Below are 20,000 nucleotides of genomic sequence, written 5' to 3'. Positions count from 1 at the left end.
ATTCCTTTACTTGAGGTCGCCGCGCGGCTCGCGCGGAAGGCCGAGTGCGCGCTCGGCGATGATGTTGCGCTGGATCTCGTTGGTGCCGCCGTAAATCGTGTCGGCGCGGCTGTAGAGGAACAGGTTGGGCAGTGCCGGGAAGGCATAGTCGCCGCCCGCGATGGTCTCGCCCGCCTGACCGAGCACATCCATCGCGAGTTCGCCAAGGTCGCGGCGCCACGTCGCCCACTGGATCTTGTAGGTGAGCGCGGCGAGGTTGAGCTTGCCACCTTGCGTCTCGCTGAGCATCCGGAGCGCGCCGTAGCGCATCAGCCGGAGGCCGATTTCGGCCTTGGCGATGCGCTGGCGGATCAGGGGATTCTGCGCCTCGCCATTGGCGCGCGCCGCAGCAATGACCGCGTCGAGTTCGTTGCGGAACCCCATCTGCTGCGCGAGCGTCGACACGCCGCGCTCGAAACCGAGCAGCCCCATCGCGACCTTCCAGCCGTCGCCCGGTGCCCCGAGAATATTTGCCGCGTCGGTGCGCGCGCCGTCGAAGAAGGTCTCGTTGAATTCGGCCTCGCCGGTGATCTGGTGGATCGGGCGGACGGTAACGCCGGGCTGATCGACGGGGACGAGCAGGAAGGACAGGCCCTTGGGGCCCTTCGAGCCGTCCTCGCTGCGCACGATGACGAAGATCCAGTCGGAAAATTGCGCGAGGCTGGTCCAGACCTTCTGCCCCTCGATCACCCACTCGTCGCCCTCGCGCCACGCGCGCGTGCGGACGTTGGCGAGGTCGGACCCCGCGCCGGGCTCGGAATAGCCCTGGCACCAGATTTCCTCGCCCCTCGCGATTTTGGGCAGGAAGTGCGCTTTCTGATCGTCGGTGCCAAAGGCGAGGATCGTCGGGCCGGCGAGTTCGATGCCGATATGGTTGAGCCGCGGCGGCGCGCCCGCACGCGCATATTCCTCGGCGAAAATGACCTGCTGTGCGAGCGTCGCGTCGCGGCCGCCATACGCCTTGGGCCAGCCGACGCAGCTCCAGCCGGCTTCGCCCAGCCGTTTTTCCCAGTCGCGGCGGCGTTCGGGCATTTCGGTGAGGCTGGTCAGCCCGCGGACATCGGCGAAGGGACCGCTCAATTCGGCGTTCAGCCATGCCGCGGCGTCGGCGCGGAAAGCCTCTTCGGCGGGAGAGAATCCAAGGTTCATGCGGCGTCATCCAGTCCGGCGAGGGCGGCGATCTGCTCGCGGTGCCAGTCGGGGGTGCCGAGCAGGCCGCGGTTGCTGCGCGCGCGCTTGAAATAGAGGTGCGCGTCATGCTCCCAGGTGAAGCCGATGCCGCCGTGGAGCTGGATCATCTCGCCCGCCGCGTCGCTATAGGTGTCGCAGGCGAAGGCCTTGGCGGCGTGGACCGCGAAGGCGGCCTCGTCCGATCCTTCGTCGATCGCGCACGCGGCCCAATAGACCGCCGAGCGGGCCTGCTCGACCGCGACCATCATGTCGGCAAGCCGATGCTTGACCGCCTGGAAACTGCCGATCGCGCGGCCGAACTGGACGCGTTCGCGTGCATAGGCGACCGTGCGGTCGAGACAGGCTTGCGCGCCGCCCAAGGCATCGGCGGCGATGACGAGCGCGCCGGTGCGGCGCGCGGCGACGAGGGCTGCGGCAGGGTCGGCGAGCGGCTCCGCCGACACCGCGCCGAAATCGAGCCGCGCATAGGGGCGCGTCTGGTCCATGCTGGTGAGCGGCGTGACGGTGAGGCCGGGTGCGTCGCGCTCGACAAGGACCGCGCTTTCGGCGACCGCCACCACGAACAGATCGGCGCGCGCGCCGTGCGGAACGTGCAACGCGGCGCCGGTCAGGGCGCCGTCGATCCATGTCGTGCCGGGCGCGGCCTCGGCGAAGCTCGCGACCAGGTCGCTCGCGGCGAGGCGGGGGAGGAGGCGCGCCTTGTGTCCGACGCTGCCCCCGGCGAGGATCGCGGGGACGGCGAGGCCGATGCTGGCAAGCAGCGGCAGCGCCGCCACGTGCCGCCCCGCTTCTTCGGCAAGGATGGCGAGTTCGACCATACCGAGCCCGACGCCGCCCTCGCTCTCGGGCACCGCGACCCCGGCGAGGCCGAGTTCGGCGGCGAACGCCTGCCACAGCGCGTCGTCGGCACCCGTCCGCGCCATCGCGGCGCGCGTGCGTTCGCTCGTCGCCTGCTCGGCGAAGAACGCCTTCGCCGTCTCGGCGATCATCGCCTGTTCGTCGGTGAAGGCGAAACGCATCCTAGCTGCCCCAGACCTTGCGCGGTTCGGCGCGCTCGGACAGCAGCTTATCGACCGCGCCGCCAACGTCGGCGGGGACCCATTTGGCTTGCTTGTCGACCGTCGGGCCGAGCTTCCAGCCATCCTCGATCGTGATGCGGCCGCCTTCGAGTTCGAAGACGCAGCCGGTGACGTGGCGCGACTGCGCCGAACCCAGCCAGACGACGGTGGGCGCGATATTGTCGGGATCCTGCACGTCGAAACCGCTTCCGACCGCCGCCATCTTGTCGGCGAAGGCGCCTTCGGTCATTCGCGTGCGCGCCGCGGGGGCGAGCGCGTTGGAGGTGATGCCATAGCGGCCGAGTTCGGCCGCCTGTACGAGCGTCAGCGCGGCGATGCCGCCCTTGGCGGTCGAATAGGCCGCCTGCGCGATCGAGCCCTGAAGGCCCGCGCCGCTGGTGGTGTTGATGATGCGCGCGTCGACGGGATTGCCCGCCTTCTGCTGCGCACGCCAATAATCGACCGCGTGGCGGCTGACGCAGAAATGACCGCGCAAATGGACGTGCATCGTCGCATCCCATTCTTCGGGGGTCGCCGAGACGAACATGCGGTCGCGGACGATCCCGGCATTGTTGACGACGATGTGCAGGTCGCCGAACGCTGCGACCGCGGCATCGACGATCCGCTTTGCGGCATCCCAGTCGGTGATGTCCTCATAATTGGCGATCGCGTTGCCGCCCGCCGCCTCGATTTCGGCGACGACATCATCCGCTGCCGAGGTGTCGCGGCCTTCGCCCGACAGGCTGGTGCCGATGTCGTTGACGACGACATTGGCGCCCTCGGCGGCGAAGGCGAGCGCATAGGAACGCCCAAGCCCGCGCGCCGCGCCGGTGATGATGACGGTCCGTCCGTCGCAGATACCCATGGGTCTTACAGCCTTTCGATGATGGTGACGTTAGCCTGACCGCCGCCTTCGCACATGGTCTGGAGGCCGTAGCGGCCGCCGGTGCGTTCGAGCGCGCCGAGCAAGGTGGTCATCAGGCGCGCGCCGGTCGCGCCGATCGGATGGCCGAGCGCGATCGCGCCGCCTTGCACATTGACCTTTTCGTGCGGGACGCCGAGTTCCTGCATCCACGCCATCGGGATGCTTGCGAAGGCCTCGTTGCATTCGAACAGGTCGATGTCGCCCACCGTCATGCCCGCCTTTTCGAGCGCGTATTTCGTCGCGGGGATCGGGCCGGTGAGCATCCACACCGGATTGTCGGCGCGCACCGACAGGTGATGGATGCGCGCGCGGGGTTTCAGGCCGTGCGCCTTCACCGCCGCTTCGCTTGCGATCAGCAGCGCGGCGGCGCCGTCGCAATTCTGGCTGGCTATCCCTGCGGTGATGACGCCGTCCTCGTTGACGGTCTTGAGTGTCGCGAGGCCTTCGGGAGTCGTCTGCGGGCGGACGGTTTCGTCCTGCTCCAGCCCCTCAAAGGGCGCGATCTCGGCCTTGAACCAGCCATTGTCGATGGCGGCCTGCGCACGGCGGTGCGATTCGGTGGCAAAGGCTTCCATCGCTTCGCGGCTGATCTGCCACTTGTTCGCGATCATCTCGGCCGACTTGATCTGGTTGATTTCTTGCGCGCCATAGCGTGCGTCCCAGCCTTTCGCGCCGATGAAGGGGCTGTCGAAGCCATAGGCCTGCCCCGCGTACATCGCCGCCGAAATCGGAATCGCGTTCATCGCCTGGCTGCCGCCCGCGACGACCAGATCCTGCGTCCCGCTCATCACGCCCTGCGCGGCGAAATGCACCGCCTGCTGCGACGATCCGCACTGGCGGTCGATCGTCGTGCCCGGAACATGCTCGGGAAGCCCCGCGACGAGCCATGCGGTGCGGCCGATGTCGCCCGCCTGCGGGCCGATCGTGTCGCAGCAGCCCCAGACGACGTCGTCGACTTCGGCTGCGTCGATACCGGTGCGTTCGACGAGCGCCAGAATCGGATGCGCGGCGAGGTCGGCGGGGTGGACGGCGGCGAGGCTGCCCTTCTTGCGCCCGATGGGGGTGCGGACGGCGTCGATGATATAGGCTTCAGCCATATTCTTGTTCCTTATGCGAAGCTGTGGCCGGGGCCGATCGGCAGCGTGCCGCCGATGACGGCGGCGTCGATGCGCGCGAGGTGGAAGGCGCGGTCGCCCCATGCACCGGCGAGCGCCCAGGCGCGCTTCATCCAGAAATGCAGGTCGACTTCATAGGTGTAGCCCATGGCGCCGTGCGTCTGGATCGCGGTCTCGCTCATCGCCCAGGCGGCGTCGGCGGCGGCGAGCTTGGCATGGCTGACATGGACGGACGCGCTGGCGGCCCCCTCGAAGAGCGCGACGGCGGCACGCTGGATCACCGGCTTGGCGAACTCGATCTTCACGACCGCAGTCGCGAGGTGATGCTTGACGGCTTGGAAGGCACCGATCGGCTGACCGAACTGGCTGCGGTTCTTCGCATAGTCGGTCGCCTGTTCGAGCATCGCGTCGGCGACGCCGACCAGCTGTGCGGCGGCGATCAGTGCGGCATGATCGAGGAGGGCGTTGGCCGAACCGACTTCTGCGCCCGTGGGTGCAACGGGCGCATAGAGGCGGCGGAGCGGGTCGACGCTGTCGATCAGCTCGGCGGCGCCGCTCCTTTCGGCGAGCAGCAGCGCGCCGTCCTTGACCGACAAGAAGTGCATTGCGCCGTCGAGGTCCGCGACCCACGGATTGGTTGGATGCTGGAGCGCGACCTTTGCCTCACCGGCGGCGATCGCGGAAAGCAGCGCGCCCTGACCGCCGGCCTTGGCGAGCAGCGGCGCGGCGACGAGCGCGGTGTCGGCGAGCGGCTCGGCGACCCCGGCGCGGCCGAGTTCGGCGGCGATCAGCACCGCGTCGAGCAACGACAGGCCGAGCCCGCCCTGCGCCTCGGGGACGAGCAGGCCGGGCAGGCCCATTTCGACGAGACCCTGCCAGACGTCGGTCGAGCGGCGGCTTTCACTGACGTCGAGCGCGCGCAGTACTTCGGGCGTGTGGACGCCCGCCAGATAGTCGCGCACGCCCTGTGTCAGCGTCGCCTGATCTTCGGTGATGGTGAAATCCATGACCCGCTTACCTCGGCAGACCGAGCAGGCGCTCGGCGATGATGTTGCGCTGAATCTCGTTCGACCCGGCGTAGATCGGGCCCGAGAGCGAGAAGATATAGCCTTCGAGCCACGCGTTGAGTGCGCCGCCGTCGAGGTGACGCAGCTCGGCAGAGGCACCGAGGATCTGCATCGCGGTGCGATGCGCGGCGCGGTCGAGTTCGGACCAGAAGATCTTGTTGAGGCTCGCCTCGGCGCCGATATGCCCGCCCGCCATGATCTTCGACGCGACGGCATAGGTGTTGTAGGCATAGGCTTGGGCATCCATCCACGCCTGCATCACCTGTTCGCGCGCGGCAGGTGCCACCTTGGCCTCGTGCGTGCGGAACAGTTTGACGAGGCGTTCGGCGGCGGCCTGAAAACGTGCGGGCGAACGCAGCATCAGCCCGCGCTCGAAGCCCGCGGTCGCCATCGCGACGTTCCAGCCTTCGCCTTCGCCCGCGATGCGGTTCTCGACCGGCACGCGCACTTCGTCGAAGAACAGCTCGGCAAAACCCGGATCGCCGTGAAGCTGGCGGATCGGGCGGCGCGTCACGCCGGGCGCGTTCAGATCGAACAGGATGAAGCTCAGCCCCTTGTGCCGCTTCGATTCGGGATCGGTACGGAACAGGCCGAAACCCCAGTCGGCAAAGCTCGCGCGGCTCGACCAGGTCTTTTGGCCCGAGATCACATAATGGTCGCCGTCACGGATCGCCTTCGACGTGATCGCCGCCATGTCCGACCCGGCATTGGGTTCGGACCATGCCTGCGCCCAGATCACCTCGCCCTTCGCCATCGGGGTCAGGAAGCGCGCTTTCTGCTCGTCGGTGCCGAACTCCATGACGGTCGGGCCGAGCAGGAAGATGCCGTTCTGGTTGACGCGCAGCGGCGCGCCGGCGCGGTAATATTCTTCCTCGAAAATCAGCCACTGGATCAGGTCGAGCCCGCGCCCGCCATAGGTTTCGGGCCAGGTCACCATGCCCCAGTTGCCGCTCGCGAGTTTCCGCTCCCATTCGACATGCTGGTGGTAGCCGTCCTCGCGCTCCAAGGTGACGAGCGGTTCCTTCGGGACGTTCGCTTCCATCCACGCACGCACTTCGGCGCGGAAATCCTGTTGTTCGAGGGTGTAGGCGAGGTCCATCAGAATTCGGCCGCCTTGCCCGTCTCGACGAAGGCGTCGCGCGATTTCTGGCTGTCTTCGTGCATATACATTTCGAGCGTGAAGCCCTGTTCCCAGCGATAGCCGCGGTCGACGTCGCGCGCTTCGAGGCCGTTGAGCGCCTCCTTCGCGATCACCAATGCCTTGCGCGACTTGCCTGCGATCACAGCGGCGAAGGCACGGGCCTCGTCGACGAGCGCCTCGCGGGGCACGATCTTTTCGACCGCGCCGAGCCGGTATGCTTCCTCGACCGGGATATTGCCCCCGGTGAAGAAGGCCGCGCGCACCTTGTGCAGCGGCAGCATGCGCGAGAGGTGCGAGGCGCCGCCCATCGCGCCGCGATCGACCTCGGGCAGCGAGAAGAAGGCGTCGTCGGCGGCGATGATCGTGTCCGACGCGCCGCAGATGCCGATGCCGCCGCCGATCACGAATTTGTGGACGGCGGTCACGACGGGCACTTCGCAGTCGCGCACCGCCTTGAAGGTCAGATAATTGCCGCGGTTGAGCAGGGTGATGCGCTCGGGATGCGCCTGCATCTCCTTGATGTCGACGCCGCCGCAGAAGCCGCGCGCGCTTTCGGCCGCGCGGATCAGCACGACATTGACCTCGGGGTTCTGCCCTGCTTCGCGGATGATCGCGGGCAGGCTGTTCCACGTTTCGCTGTCGAACGCGTTGACCGGCGGCACGTCGAAGACGATCTCGGCGATGCGGTCCTTGATCTCGGTATGGATCGGCATGGGTCAGGCCCCCGTTTGCGATGAAGAGGAAAGCGCGGCGAGGCGCGCGCGCGCGTCGCGCTCGATATCGCCGAGCAGGTCGGCGCAGCTTGGCAGATCGTCGAGGCGCCCGGCGACGAGCCCCGTCGCCATCAGGCCATGATCGGGGTCGCCCTCGACCACCGCCTTCTGGATCAGCATCGGGGCGGAGGCGGCCATCATCGCCTGCGGCAGGGTGAGGCCGCCGTGGCTCGTCATGCCCTTGGCGGCGCGCAGCAACTCGCCGAACGAGGCGCCCGTCTGGCGTTTCATCGCGAGCCCGCTTTCGACCGCGCGGCGCCAGACGCCGATCCCCGTCGAGCGTTCGATGCGGTTCAGCAGCGCATTGCGGATCATCCGCTGCGGCAGGCCATCGACCTTGGTCGAGACGAGAATATCGTCGGTGCCCGCCCTCACGTAACGCGCCTTGGTGAGGTCGGGAATCGGGCTCTCGCGCGTCATCAGGAAACGCGTACCCATCGCGATGCCGACCGCGCCGAACGCCAGCGCCGCCGCGAGCCCGCGCCCGTCGCCGAAGCCGCCCGCCGCGATCACCGGCACCTTCACTGCGTCGAGCACCTGCGGCAGCAGGATCGTCGAGGCGACCGAGCCGGTATGCCCGCCGCCTTCGCCGCCCTGAACGGTGACCATGTCGACGCCCAATTGCACCATTTTCTGCGCATGCTTGACGGCGCCGACGGTCGGTACGCAGAGGATGCCGGCATCCCTGAAGCGCCCGATCATCTTCGCATCGGGGCCGCGCCCGAAGCTCACCGCGCGGATCTGGTCGCGGTGCTTCAGGACGATCTCGACGATCTCCGCCGCGCCCGGCTGGAACATGTGGAAATTGACGCCGAAGGGCTGCTTCGTGCCCGCCTTGACCGCGAGGATCGCGGCTTCGAGCTCGGCGGGCCGCATCACCGCGCCCGCGAGGAAGCCGAAGGCGCCCGCCTCGCTCGACGCGATGACGAGCCCCGGCGTCGCGATCCAGCCCATTGCGGTCTGGATCACCGGCAGCCGGCAACCGAGCCGTTCGGTCAGGATGGTGGCGAGCGGATCGGCCATCAGCCTTCCTGCGCGTCCTTCTTGTTCGCCGCGGCCATCTTCTTGCCGTCGAAGCCGGCGATATAGTCGCCCTTGACGAGGCTGTTGTTGGCGTGCGCGAAATGATGATAGCCGAAAGCCGCGTCGATCCCGGCGTTCTTGCCCGCCAGCGTCTCCATATGGTTGCACGCCTGCTTCGCGAGCTGGAGCGCGAGGCGAGGCTGCGTCGCGATCCGTTCGGCGATGCGCTGCACTTCGCCCGCCAGTTCCACGCGCGGCACGACGCGGTTGACCATCCCCGCCTCGCGCGCGCGTTCGGCGCTCATCCGCTCGCCGAGGAACAGGAATTCCTTTGCCAGCCGGACGTTGAGCTCATGGCAATGCGCGAAATATTCGAGGCCCGGAAAGCCCATTTGCAGCACCGGATCCTGAAAAAAGGCGTCGTCCGATGCGATGATGAGGTCGCACACCCATGCGAGCATCAACCCGCCGGCGATGCAACCGCCGTGGACCTGCGCGATCGTCGGCTTGGGAATGTCCCGCCACCTTTTGCACATGCCCAGATATTGCTCATGCTCGCGGGCATAGGCCTTTTCTGCGCCGGCCTTGGTCGAGTGATCGTACCACATCAGGCGGCGTTCGACCGGCGAATGAAAGTCGCGGCCCGGCGTGCCGATGTCATGGCCAGCGCTGAAATGCTTGGCGTCGGATTTGAGGACGATGACCTTGACCGCATCGTCGTCGACGGCGCGGAAAAAGGCGTCATCGAGCGCGTAGGTCATCTGGCTGTTCTGGACATTGTGATATTGCGGGCGGTTGAGCGTCACCCACGCAATGCCGTCGGCGGCCTCATAGAGGACCGGCGTATCGGTCTCATAGACCGGGGTTTCCTCGACGCGCGGGACCAGCCCGTCATTCTGATCGCTCATGGCCTCAGCTCCTCTTGCCCGCGGGATTGTCCTTGAGCACCCCGGCGCGCAGACCATGCGGGTCGAGCCGCGCGATGATCGCGAGTTGCTCGGCGGTCGGAGCGGGAGTGGTCCTGATTTCGTCCGCGGCTTCGAGCGCGAAGCCGGTGGCTTCCCGCACCTGATCGAAGGTCACGCCGGGGTGCAGCATGACGACACGGATCGCATTGTCCCTGCCGCCGAAATCCATCACGCAGAGGTCGGTGACGATCAGGCGCAGGTCGACGCGGCTGAAATTTGCGCCGGGGGTGCGGCGCGCCGGATTGTAGCCGACGCTCGACACCATATCGACCTCGCCCTCGACGAAGACACGCTTCGAATGCGCGGGGACGAACATCGAATTGATATGGCAGATGCTGTTGCCCGGAAAGCCGCGCGCGCCGAGCATCTGCACCTTCGGCTGGTCGTAGGTGCCGCCGAGGTACGAGATGTTCGTCTGGCCGAAGCGGTCGATCTGGCTCGGCGTCACCATCGCGTGACGCTTGCCCGACCACACCGCGGCGTCGAAAAAGCGCGAGAAGGGAAGGTAGCCCGCCGCCTTGCGGTCGTCATAACCGCGCGCGCCGAGCGGAACCGGATCCTCGACCAGATACGCCTCGCCGTCGGTCATCATCAATTCGGGGGTATGCGTCAGCTTGGCGAGGCCGGCGGCGAGGCGCGGCGCGGGGCCGATGCCGGTCGCGACGAGTTCGCCATTGCTGCGCCACGCCTCGGACGCCGCGACGATGAGCTGTTCGCAAAGGGTGAATTCGGGTGCGGTGGTCATGGTATCAGCCGCCTCAGAAAATGGGAAGGGGGAGGGCGGTGAGGGCATCCTTGCCGCCGACGCGGTCGAGATAGCCCGCCTCATCGGCACCGATCGTGTCGGCGAAATAGCGGTCCCAGCCGCCATCCTCGCGCGCGCTGTCGGCGTAGGATTTGAGATGCTTCATGTCCCATCCGTAAGACGGCGGCATCGAGGTCGGATGCGCACCGAGCGGTGCGGCAATCACGCCATGGACGAAGCAGCGCTCGACGATGTTCGCGCGGGCATCCCCGGGATAGCTGTGGTCCATCCGCTCGACGACTTCTTCGGCCGAAACGAAGGTCTTGTCGGCGGCGCGCGCGAACCATTCGTCATAATAGGTGTCGGGCCCGAGCGCCTGGATATTGCCGAGCTTGTCGGCGCGGTGGACATGGAGCAGCGCGGCGTCGAGCTTGAGCGCGGGCATCGCGAGCAGCACCTCACCATCGTCATAGGGCGACTGGACGGTCTTGAACCCGCCATGCGTCATGACGTCGGTGCCGAGCCCGACATGCGTCGGCAGGAAGGGCAGGCGGAACGCTGCGGCCTTGAGACCCCATTGCAGCATGCCTTCGTCGAGCTCGAGAATGTCGAGAGTGCCCGCCTCGCGGGCCTTGCGGAAATAGGGTTCGAGCGGGATCGCGTCCATCGAGACGAAGCCGAAGATGACCTTCTTCACCTTGCCCGCGGCGCAGAGCATTCCGATGTCGGGGCCGCCATAGGCGACGATGGTGAGGTCGGTGAGGTCCGAACGCAGGATAGCGCGCACGAGCGCCATCGGCTTGCGGCGCGGACCCCAGCCGGCGATCCCGATCGTCATCCCGCTTTTCAGCGAGCCGACGAACTGCTCGATGGTCAATTGCTTGTTCAACCCGCTCTCCAGTGATCATGCGACGGACGGCATGTGCTCCCGCCATTGTCCGATCCGATTAGGGAGTCTGGCGGCGGGTCCGATACCGCCATATGGGGGGAGACTTTCCCCCGGCCGGAGCGAAGAGATCAGGCGCATGATGGAGGCGGACATGACGGACGGAAAAGAGCGCGTCGCGCTGGTTACGGGCGGCGCAAAGGGCATCGGCCGCGCGATTGCCGAGCGTTTGCTCGCCGACGGGTTCGACGTCGTCATCTGCGGCCGCAATACGCCTGCCGAGCTTCCGTCGAACGCGGGGCGCGCCGCCACCTTCCAGGCGTGCGATGTCCGGTCGGCGGACGAGGTGCAGGCGATGGTGGGTCGCATCGAGGCGCAACATGGCCGGCTCGACCTTGTCGTGAACAATGCGGGCGGCTCGCCCGAGGCCGATGCCGCGACCGCATCGCCGCGTTTCTCCGAACGCGTGCTCGCGCTCAACTTGCTGGGGCCGCTCCATGTCGCGCAGGCGGCGAACCGGATCATGCAGCGCCAAGCCGAGGGCGGCGCCATCGTCAATATCGCCAGCGTGTCGGGCGTCCGGCCCTCGCCGGGAACCGCGGTCTACGGCGCGGCGAAGGCGGGGTTGCTCAGCCTCACCGAATCGCTCGCGATGGAATGGGGGCCGAAGGTGCGCGTGAACGCGGTCATCGTCGGGCTGGTCGCGACCGAAGCCGCCGCCGACCATTATGGCGGCGAGGAAGGCATGAAACGCATCGATGCGATGCTGCCGCTCGGCCGCATGGCGCGCGGCGCGGATATTGCCGGAGCCGTGAGTTTTCTCGCGTCCGCCGACGCCGCCTATGTCAGCGGCGCGAAGATCGAGGTGCACGGCGGCGGCGAGCGGCCGTTGTTTTTGACGCTGGCGAGCGGCGGCTAGATAAAGTTGCAAATACCGAGTTCGTCATCCCGGCGAAGGCCGGCATCTCATCGTGGCGACCTGACGCTCCGTCGTCATCCCGGCCCTGGTTACCCACGCATCGTATCGCCTTGATTTGTGGCGACCTTCTATAGCCGAACCGATGCGCGCAGCTCGCTTTCCGCGCCGTCGGACAAGATGATGTCATAGTCGCCGGGTTCGAACCGCCATCCATGCGTGCGTGCGTCGCGATAGCGCAGGTCGTCCAGATCGATGGTCATCGCGACCGTGCGCGCTTCGCCGGGCTCGAGCGAAACGCGTGCAAAGGCCTTGAGCGCGCGCGGCCAGCGTTCGACCTGGCCCGGATAGCCGACATAGCAAAGGATGCTTTCGTCGCCTGCGCGGTCGCCGATATTGGCTACCGTCACCGAGATGTTCAGCGTCCTGTCGTGGGCGGTGACGCGCAGCGCTCGGCGCGCGAAGCGCGTGTAGCTGAGGCCATGGCCGAAGGCATAGCGCGGCTGGACGCCGTCGCGCGCCAGCTTCGCATAGCCGTGCCAATAGTCATAGGTGATCGCGTTGGCGTCGCGATCGAAGAACGGATAGTCGGCGGGGTCGCGAGCGACGGTGAAGGGGAGGCGCCCCGACGGATTGACCGCGCCGAACAGGATGTCCGCAAGCGCGGCGCCGCCCTCCATGCCTGAATAGAAGGTCTGGAGGATCGCCGACGCCTGTTCGCGCCAGCGCTCGACAAGCACTGCCGAGCCCGCGACGATCGCAACGACGACGGGCGTGCCGGTCGCTGCGACGGCTTCGATGAGCGCGACCTGCTCCGCGGGCAGGTCGAGCGACAGCCGGTCGCCGCCGATCGCGGGGCGACCGACGCTGCCATCGCTTTCCTGTCCCAGCGTGATGTCGCCCGGAATATATTCGCCTTCTTCGCGCGCGGTATAGCCCGCGACGACCAGCGCGACGTCGGCGCCGCGCGCCGCCGCGACCGCAGCGTCGATATTATCCTCGTCGCCCGTCGCAATCGCGTCGGCGCCAAGCATGGTGCGCAGGGCTTCAAGCGGCGTAACGACATGGGGCGGGCGCACGCGGCTCGATCCCATGTCGCCCGTATTGGGGAGACTCGCCAGACGCCCGAGCACCGCGAGACGGCGAAGTTTGCCGCGATCGAGCGGCAGCAGGCCGTCATTTTCGAGCAGCACGATCGACTTTTCGGCGGCTTCGCGGGCGAGCGCGACATGTTCGGGCGATGCGACCAGTGCGATGGGGTAATCGGTCAGCGGATCGGGCGCACAGGCAAAGCGATATTGCGTGCGCAGGATATTGCGGCACGCGCGGTCGATTACAAAGGGCGCGAGATGTCCCGCCTCGACCGCGGCAACGAGCTTGTCGCCGAGGATCTGCGGTTCGGGATTTTCGATATCGAGCCCCGCCGCGACCGCATAGGGCTTGTAGAGCCCCATCACCCAGTCCGAATGGACGAAGCCCGAAAAGCCCCATTCGCCGCGCAAGATGTCGGTGAGCAGGCCGTGGTGCTGGCCGCAATATTCGCCGTCGAACTTGTTGTAGGCGCTCATCACGGTCGCGACGCCCGCATCGAGCGCCGTCTTGAAATGCGGCAGATAGATTTCGTGAAGCGCGCGTTCGTCGACCTGCACGTCGATCTTGAAGCGCGCATTTTCCATCGAATTGAGCGCGAAATGCTTGACCGTCGCCATCACATTCTGCGTCTGGATGCCAAGGCCGAGCGCGGTCCCCATTGCGCCGAGATGATGCGGGTCTTCGCCATAGGTTTCCTGCGCGCGGCCCCACGCGGGATGGCGCAGGATGTTGATGCAGACGGCCCCTGACAGGTCGCAATCCTGCGCGCGGATCTCCTTGCCCATCGCCTCGCCGATCCGCATCTCGAGGTCGGTGTCGAAGGTCGCGCCGCGCGCCATCGTGCAAGGGAAGCAGGTGCTCTGGCCGCGCGCGACGCCGCGCGGGCCGTCGGTGAACCACAGGGGCGGCACGCCGAGCCGCTCGATCCCGCTGCCGGCGCGATAGGGACGCGCGCCCCACAACCGGTCGTCGGCCATGAATTCCTGGAAAAAGCCGCGGCCCGACAGCATGCCGACCTTTTCCGCGAGCGTTGCATGCTCCATGATCGCGTCGATCGTTTCGGCGATCCATTCGTCAGAGGCGCCGCGCCGGGGTGCGAAATCAAACTGCTGGTCGGTCATGTCATATGTCCATGCTTTGGGTGGAAGAGGCCCGGCCGTTGCGGCGCGCATTGCGCCAACCGATCGCGCGGACGAGGCGCGCGTGGGTGCGGGTGTCGAGCGGGTAGAAATAGATGAAAAGGCCGGCGCCGATCGCCATTGCTGCGGGCGCCAGCGTGGCGAGGCCGCGGATGTTCGCCAGCGCTTCGGGGGTCTGCGCGACGTTGGGGACATAGCCGATGAGATCGAGGAGGATGCCGATCAGGCCGGTCCCGATACCGAGGGCGACCTTCTGGGTGAAGGCGAGGAAGCCGACGAGCGCCCCTTCGGCGCGCAGCCCGGTCTGCCATTCGCCGACCTCGACCGTGTCGGGCAGCATCGACCAGAAGGTCAGCACGAAGGCGGCGTTCCCGACGCCGCTGAGCGCGAGCAGGCTGTAGAGCGTCGGCCCCGCCTTGGGTGCGAGCGCGAAGATCAGGATGTTGGCGGTCGCGCTGATCGCGATCCCGCTGAGCCACACGGCACGTTTTCCGATGCGTTGCGTCAGTTTGACCCACGCCAGCATCGACAGCGCAGCGGCGGCGAGCGACACCGTCAGCCCGATCGTGATCGTCTCTTCCGACCCCGCATAATATTTCATGTAATAGAGGAGCGCTTTGCCGCCCATCGCGTAACCGACCGATCCGACAAGCGTTGCACCGAGCAGCAGCAGGAACACGCGGTTCGACCGCACCGCGGCAAGCATCGCACCGAAGGTCGGATGCGCGTCGGGCGCTTCGCCGATCGCCTCGCGCGTACGACCGAAACAATTAAGCAGGACGAGCGTCGCGACGGCTGCATAGAGTACGGCGACCCAGAGGAATCCTTCGCGCCCGCCGCCGAAACGGGCCACAAGCGGAAGCGTCGCGGCGGCGAGGAACAATCCTGTGAGGATCGCGAACAGCATGCGCGCGCCGGCAAGGCGCGACCGCGCGAGCGAGTCGGCGCTCATCCGCGCCGACAGCGCGACGAAGGGGATGTTCACGACGGTGTAGACGGTGCGGAACAGGATATGCGTCGCAAGGCAGAAGGCGGCGAGCGCATTGTCCGACAGATCGAGCGGCAGGAACATCGCGATGAACGCGAAGGCCAGCACCGGCGCGCCGAACAACAGATAGGGGCGATAGCTGCCGAACCGGCTCCGCGTCCGGCTGGCGATCACGCCCATCGCGGGGTCGGTGATACCCTCCCAGACGAGCGCGGCCATGATGATCAGCCCGGCGATCGAGGCCGAGAGGCCAAGCACGTCGGTATAGAAATAGAGGAGGAAGAGCGAGCAGAAGGTAAAGTAGAGATTGAAGGCGAGATCGCCCGATCCGTAAGCGATCACCTGTCCGGTCGGCAGGCGCGGTTGCTCCATGGACGCGGGGCGTATCGCCGTCCCGCCGCTGACATCGGCCATCCTTGTCTCTCCCTCTTATCGAGGGAGCTTATCGCAACGAAATTCGCCTGTCTCTAATTTTTATCCAGATGGATAATTATTTTTTCCTGGCGGCTTCGGCCGTTTTCAGGCCGGGCATGAACAGCGAAACGATCGCGTCTGAATAGGCCTCTATCGTTTCGTTCGACAGCGCGTCGATGCCGTGCGTCAGCTTGGCTTCGGCGGCGAGGTTGAAGATCGACTGGGCGGCGCCGGTCATCGCATAGACCATCAGCGCCGGATCGACCCGCGGCATCGTCCCGTCGTCCATCAGTGCGTTCCATCGCGCGAAGATCCGGTCGTGGCTGGGGCGGATGAAGTTTTCGGACGCCCACGTGAGCCGTTCGTTATCGCGAAACGATTCCTGGACCATCAGCCGCGCATGTTCGGGGTGCTCGGCGCAGTAACGGACATAACGCCGCAGCGAGACTTCGAACGCCTTGTACGGTGGCAGATCGGCCTCGCCGGGCTCGGCGCGCAATATCTCGTTCGCTCGGGTGAACATCCGCCGGACGGCCTCGCGCCACAATTCGTCCTTCGTGCCGAAGTGATATTTGATCAGCCCGTGCTTGACGCCGACGCTCTCGGCAATTTCGCGTATCCCCACGCCGTCGAAGCCGTGGCGCGAAAAAAGCTGAAGCGCTTCTTCGGCAATGCGCTGCCGCGTCGCGACGCCGCGGTCCTGCGCTTTTCTTTTTGGTGCCGTTTTCGACTGCAATCTGTTTGCCCCGGACTGGATTCAACTCGATCCCGATACCAGCGACGAGCCGGCACAGGCAATGACCGATGGGTCAGGGCAGGGTTTTCCCGCCGGGAAGCCGGTCGGGCTCCTTCTTGCGCCCCAATGGTTCGAAAGTCCGGCGATATTGTTCGAAGCGTGCGCGCATGTCCTTCACGACATCTGGGTGGCGCGTCGCGAGGTTATAGTCCTCGCTGGGGTCGCTGCGGACGTCGAAGAGCAGGTTGGCGCCGATGCGCGCGAGCGGCAGATCATATTCGCGGTAATAGCTGCGCGCGACGAATTTCCAGCGGTCGGTACGGATCGCCGCGACCTTTTCATTGTCGAACAAGATCAGCGCGTCGTGCGGGCTGGGGTCGCCCTTTTGCCACACCGCGCTGATATCCTTGCCGTCGACGACCAGCCCCTTGGGAAGCGGCTTGCCCGCGAGCGCGGCGAAGGTCGGCAACAGGTCGAAATTCATCGTGATTGCGTTGCTGCGGCTACCCGCCGGAATGCGCCCGGGCGCCCAGGCGACGAAGGGGACGCGGTAGCCGCCGTCCCAGCCCGCGCCGCCCTTGCGGTCGCGGAGCGGACCCGCCGATCCTTCGAACCATGGGCCATTGTCCGATGTGACGATGACATAAGTGTCGTTCGCGAGGTCGAGCCGCTCGAGCTGTTCGCGCAGGCGGCCGAGTTCGGAATCGACCTCCTCGACGACGTCGCCATAATCGCCCGCGGGCGAATGGCCGGCATGTTCCTTGCTCGGGTGCAGCGGGATATGTGGCGCGGTGAGCGCCAGCATCAGGAAGAAGGGGCGGCGCTGGTTCGTTTCGACGAAGTCACCCGCACGCGCGAAGAAGCGCCGCGTCAGCGCCACCATGTCGACGTCTTCCTGCGTGAATTCGACGCCCTTGCCCGCAGTGTAGAGCGACAGCGGCTTCATGTCGTGGCTGTAGGGCAGGCCGAAGAACAGGTCGAAGCCCTGCACCGTCGGAGGCCAGTAGGGCGGGGTGTGGCCAAGGTGCCATTTGCCGATCAGCGCCGAGACATAATCGCGGCCCAGCACTTCGGGGATCGTGACCTCCTCTGGCGGCAGGCCGTTGGTGTCGTTTGCCTGGATCACCTGCCAAGCGAGGCCGGTGCGGATCGGATAGCGCCCGGTGAGGAGGCCCGCGCGCGACGGCGTACAGATATTAGCCGACGCATAGGCATCGGTCATCAGCAGCCCGTCGGCGGCGAGGCGGTCGATGTTCGGCGTGCGGATCGCGCGCGAGGCATTGGCGCCGATGTCGCCATAGCCAAGGTCGTCGGCGAGGACGACGATGAAGTTCGGCGGGCGCTTGCGCGCCGCCGGAGCTTTCGACTTCGCGAGCGCGAGGGTCGAAACCCCGCCGGCGCCTGCCAGCGCGATAGCGGCCATCAGGCTCCGGCGGTCGAGCGTTTTCATCAGAACCTATACTCCACGGTGGCGCCGAACTGGCGCGCGGCGGTCGAAGGGAAGAATTGCGACTGGCCGCCGGTGTCGAGCGGCGTGTCGTAGATCAGTTCGACAAAGCTCTTGTTGGTCAGGTTCTTGCCCCAGATCCACGCCCGCATCCGATCGCCGGGCAATGCGAAGCCCAGCTGCGCATCGAGCAGGCCATAGGCTTTCTGCACCGATTTCGGGTCGAGGTCGAGCGCGGTGAAAGTTTTGCCGCGATAGGCGTAGGAGAGTTGGCCGAAGACGCTTGCGCCCGCCGCCAAGACTTGGGTTTCGTAACGCGCGGTCGCATTCGCCGTGACCTTGGGCGCGTTTGCGAGTTCCTTGCCGGTCAGGTCCTGCCGCGATTGGCCGCCGGAGACAATACAGCCTTGCGCGACCGTCTGGCCGAAATAGCAGGGCGCGCCCCTGAAATCGGTATATTCGGCCTTGGTATAGGCTGCACCGCCCATCAGCGTGAAGCCGCCGCCCGCATTGATGTGGATGTCGGCCTCGACCCCGCGCGTGCGCAGCGAACCCGCGTTGATCACGTCGAACACCAGCGTTCCCGTGTCCGAAACGCCGATCGCCTGCGCCTGGAAATCGTCGAAGTCGGTGCTGAACAGGGCGATGTTGAAGCGCACGCGGCGATCGAACAATTCGGTCTTCGCGCCGACTTCATAAGAGGTCGGGATTTCGGGTTCGACGGTGCGGAGTATCGTTGAATCCTGCAGCGCGTTGAAGCCGCCGCCCTTGAAGCCGCGCGCGACGCTGCCGTACAGCGTGACCTCTTCGGTGGGGCGGAACTGCGCGCCGAGGCGCCACGTCCACGCGCCGTCGACGCGCTTCGACTTCTGGTCGACGCGGGGGCCGAGGAGGACGGTGTTCGGATTGGGGAAACGGCGGAAATGCGTGTTCAGCCGTTCGACGGTGTAGCGCAGCCCGCCGAAGACGTTGAACCGGTCGCTGAGATGCCAGGTCGCATCGGCAAAGGCGGCGAAATTCTGCGTGTCATTCTCGACGAAGATCGCGCGCGACAGCTGGATACCGGGGGGCAGCGGCTGGTCGAACGTCCCCTGCTGCGAATTGCCGAGTTCATAGTCCTGATTGAACAGGAACAGTCCGCCGACCCATTCGAGCGGCTGGCCCGAGGGCGAGGTCAGGCGCAGTTCCTGCGTGAACTGGCGCTGGTGGCTGTCGCCATTGTTGATGTTGAGCGCCGGCGTGGGGCGCTGGTCGGCGTCGTTATTGTCGACGGCGTCCCACCAGCGCATGCCGGTGATCGAGGTGAGGGTGATGCCGCTGGCGCTCTCGACGTCGACCTGCACCGAGCCGCCATAGGTTTCCTGCCGGATGAAGGTGTCGCCGTCGAGCGCGACTTCGCGATTGTTCGGACCCGGGACGATGCCCGCGGCGGTCACCTGCGTGCGGACCCGCGCATTGTTGCCGAAGCTGCGGATCGTCCACATGCAGCATTCGGCGTCGCGCGACGAATAATCGCCCGCGACGAGGACGCGGATATTGTCGGCGGGTTCCCACAGAAGCTTGGCGCGGCCGCCCCATTCGTCGCGGTTGTTGAGCTTGCTGTCGTCGAGGACATTGCGGATATAGCCGTCGCGCTTGGTCAGATAGGCCGAGGCGCGGAAGGCGAGGTTCTGCGTGATGCCGCCGGTGACCGTCCCGCGCAGCACAAACTCGTCGAACTCGCCATAGGTCGCCTGCACCCGGCCGCCCCAAGAGTAGCTGGGATCGGTGGTGACGATATTGAGTACGCCCGCCGACGCATTCTTACCGAACAGCGTGCCTTGCGGACCGCGCAGCACTTCGACGCGCTGGATGTCGAACAGGTCGGTCATGCCCGCGCCCTGGCGCCCGATCGGCACACCGTCGATGACGATGCCGACCGAGCCTTCGATCGCAGAGGAGAAATTGTTCGTGCCGATGCCGCGGATCGCAATCCCCGCGCCGCGCGGGTTGTTGCTGCCCTGGAAGGAGAAGTTCGGGGTGGTCGTCTGAAGCTGCGAAATTTCGGTGATGTTGCGATCGCTGAGTTGTTGGCCGCTCAGCACGGCAACCGACAGCGGGACATCCTGCAAAGACTGTTCGCGCTTCTGCGCGGTCACGACGATCTCGTCGCCGCTGGCTTCCTCTGCCGCAGGGGCGGGCGAGGCGGCGTTATCCTGCGCATAAGCGCCGGTTGCGAGCAGCGTCGATCCCATCAACGCCGCGAAAAGGCTCTTCATCAACATCCTCCCGTTTATATTTATCCAAATGGATAATAATTTGAGGTCGTCGATGTCAAGCGCGAATTCGGATGCGGCA

The 20,000-nt window shown here is 66.3% G+C and carries 17 protein-coding genes; 1 reads left to right on the top strand and 16 read right to left on the bottom strand.

Translation table 11 applies throughout. The features are described from left to right. Window positions 1-6 precede the first annotated feature (6 nt). Genes VGN62_RS21225 through VGN62_RS21175 form a run of 11 tightly spaced genes read right to left on the bottom strand, consistent with a single transcriptional unit; the run spans window position 7 to window position 10,934 of the window. On the bottom strand, window positions 7-1,188 hold the full coding sequence (locus VGN62_RS21225; RefSeq protein ID WP_327457714.1) for an acyl-CoA dehydrogenase family protein: 1,182 nt from the start codon (window positions 1,186-1,188) through the stop codon (window positions 7-9). Further along, complete coding sequence (locus VGN62_RS21220) at window positions 1,185-2,249, bottom strand: acyl-CoA dehydrogenase family protein (protein ID WP_327457712.1); 1,065 nt, start codon at window positions 2,247-2,249, stop codon at window positions 1,185-1,187. The genes VGN62_RS21225 and VGN62_RS21220 overlap by 4 nt, the downstream gene beginning before the upstream one ends. 1 nt (window position 2,250) lies before the next feature. Beyond that, window positions 2,251-3,153, bottom strand: a complete 903-nt coding sequence (locus VGN62_RS21215) for an SDR family oxidoreductase (RefSeq protein ID WP_327457710.1) — start codon at window positions 3,151-3,153, stop codon at window positions 2,251-2,253. 5 nt (window positions 3,154-3,158) lie between these two features. Then, window positions 3,159-4,310 (bottom strand): acetyl-CoA C-acetyltransferase, encoded by a 1,152-nt coding sequence (locus VGN62_RS21210; RefSeq protein WP_327457707.1) that lies wholly within the window; start codon window positions 4,308-4,310, stop codon window positions 3,159-3,161. An 11-nt stretch (window positions 4,311-4,321) separates the two neighbouring features. Beyond that, window positions 4,322-5,335, bottom strand: a complete 1,014-nt coding sequence (locus VGN62_RS21205) for an acyl-CoA dehydrogenase family protein (protein WP_327457705.1) — start codon at window positions 5,333-5,335, stop codon at window positions 4,322-4,324. Window positions 5,336-5,342: 7 nt separating this feature from the next. Next, the gene (locus tag VGN62_RS21200; protein ID WP_327457703.1) at window positions 5,343-6,494 is read right to left on the bottom strand and encodes an acyl-CoA dehydrogenase family protein; all 1,152 of its coding nucleotides are present in this window, start codon (window positions 6,492-6,494) and stop codon (window positions 5,343-5,345) included. Continuing rightward, the gene (locus VGN62_RS21195) at window positions 6,494-7,249 is read right to left on the bottom strand and encodes an enoyl-CoA hydratase family protein (RefSeq protein WP_327457701.1); all 756 of its coding nucleotides are present in this window, start codon (window positions 7,247-7,249) and stop codon (window positions 6,494-6,496) included. The genes VGN62_RS21200 and VGN62_RS21195 overlap by 1 nt, the downstream gene beginning before the upstream one ends. Window positions 7,250-7,252: 3 nt before the next feature. Further along, window positions 7,253-8,332, bottom strand: a complete 1,080-nt coding sequence (locus VGN62_RS21190; RefSeq protein ID WP_327457699.1) for a nitronate monooxygenase — start codon at window positions 8,330-8,332, stop codon at window positions 7,253-7,255. Next, window positions 8,332-9,240, bottom strand: a complete 909-nt coding sequence (locus VGN62_RS21185) for an enoyl-CoA hydratase (protein WP_327457697.1) — start codon at window positions 9,238-9,240, stop codon at window positions 8,332-8,334. The genes VGN62_RS21190 and VGN62_RS21185 overlap by 1 nt, the downstream gene beginning before the upstream one ends. A gap of 4 nt (window positions 9,241-9,244) precedes the next feature. Then, on the bottom strand, window positions 9,245-10,045 hold the full coding sequence (locus tag VGN62_RS21180; RefSeq protein ID WP_327457695.1) for a ketoacid CoA transferase: 801 nt from the start codon (window positions 10,043-10,045) through the stop codon (window positions 9,245-9,247). A 13-nt stretch (window positions 10,046-10,058) separates the two neighbouring features. Next, window positions 10,059-10,934: a CoA transferase subunit A gene (locus VGN62_RS21175; protein WP_327457693.1), complete on the bottom strand. Its 876-nt coding sequence runs from the start codon at window positions 10,932-10,934 to the stop codon at window positions 10,059-10,061. Window positions 10,935-11,085: 151 nt separating this feature from the next. Between VGN62_RS21175 and VGN62_RS21170 the strand changes: the two genes are divergently transcribed. Further along, window positions 11,086-11,850 carry an SDR family oxidoreductase gene (locus tag VGN62_RS21170; RefSeq protein ID WP_327457691.1) on the top strand — a complete coding sequence of 255 codons (765 nt, stop codon included), beginning with the start codon at window positions 11,086-11,088 and terminating at the stop codon, window positions 11,848-11,850. Between the two features lie 128 nt (window positions 11,851-11,978). On the opposite strand, the gene VGN62_RS21165 is transcribed toward VGN62_RS21170, so the two are convergent. From VGN62_RS21165 to VGN62_RS21145, 5 genes are all read right to left on the bottom strand, one after another. Then, entirely contained in the window at window positions 11,979-14,060 is a 2,082-nt protein-coding gene (locus VGN62_RS21165; RefSeq protein WP_327457689.1) for a beta-glucosidase family protein, read from the bottom strand. Window position 14,061: 1 nt separating this feature from the next. Further along, a complete protein-coding gene (locus VGN62_RS21160; protein WP_327457687.1) occupies window positions 14,062-15,480 on the bottom strand; it encodes a glycoside-pentoside-hexuronide (GPH):cation symporter in 1,419 nt (472 codons plus the stop codon). A 76-nt stretch (window positions 15,481-15,556) separates the two neighbouring features. Further along, window positions 15,557-16,216, bottom strand: a complete 660-nt coding sequence (locus VGN62_RS21155) for a TetR/AcrR family transcriptional regulator (protein WP_327457685.1) — start codon at window positions 16,214-16,216, stop codon at window positions 15,557-15,559. A 73-nt stretch (window positions 16,217-16,289) separates the two neighbouring features. Next, on the bottom strand, window positions 16,290-17,666 hold the full coding sequence (locus tag VGN62_RS21150) for a sulfatase (RefSeq protein WP_327457683.1): 1,377 nt from the start codon (window positions 17,664-17,666) through the stop codon (window positions 16,290-16,292). Next, window positions 17,666-19,921 carry a TonB-dependent receptor gene (locus VGN62_RS21145; RefSeq protein ID WP_327457681.1) on the bottom strand — a complete coding sequence of 752 codons (2,256 nt, stop codon included), beginning with the start codon at window positions 19,919-19,921 and terminating at the stop codon, window positions 17,666-17,668. The genes VGN62_RS21150 and VGN62_RS21145 overlap by 1 nt, the downstream gene beginning before the upstream one ends. Window positions 19,922-20,000 lie beyond the last annotated feature (79 nt).

It is taken from the genome of Sphingopyxis sp. (assembly GCF_035998905.1).
Lineage (GTDB): Bacteria > Pseudomonadota > Alphaproteobacteria > Sphingomonadales > Sphingomonadaceae > Sphingopyxis.
Note: the sequence above shows the minus strand (reverse complement) of the source record. Positions and strands in the feature narration are given on the sequence as shown.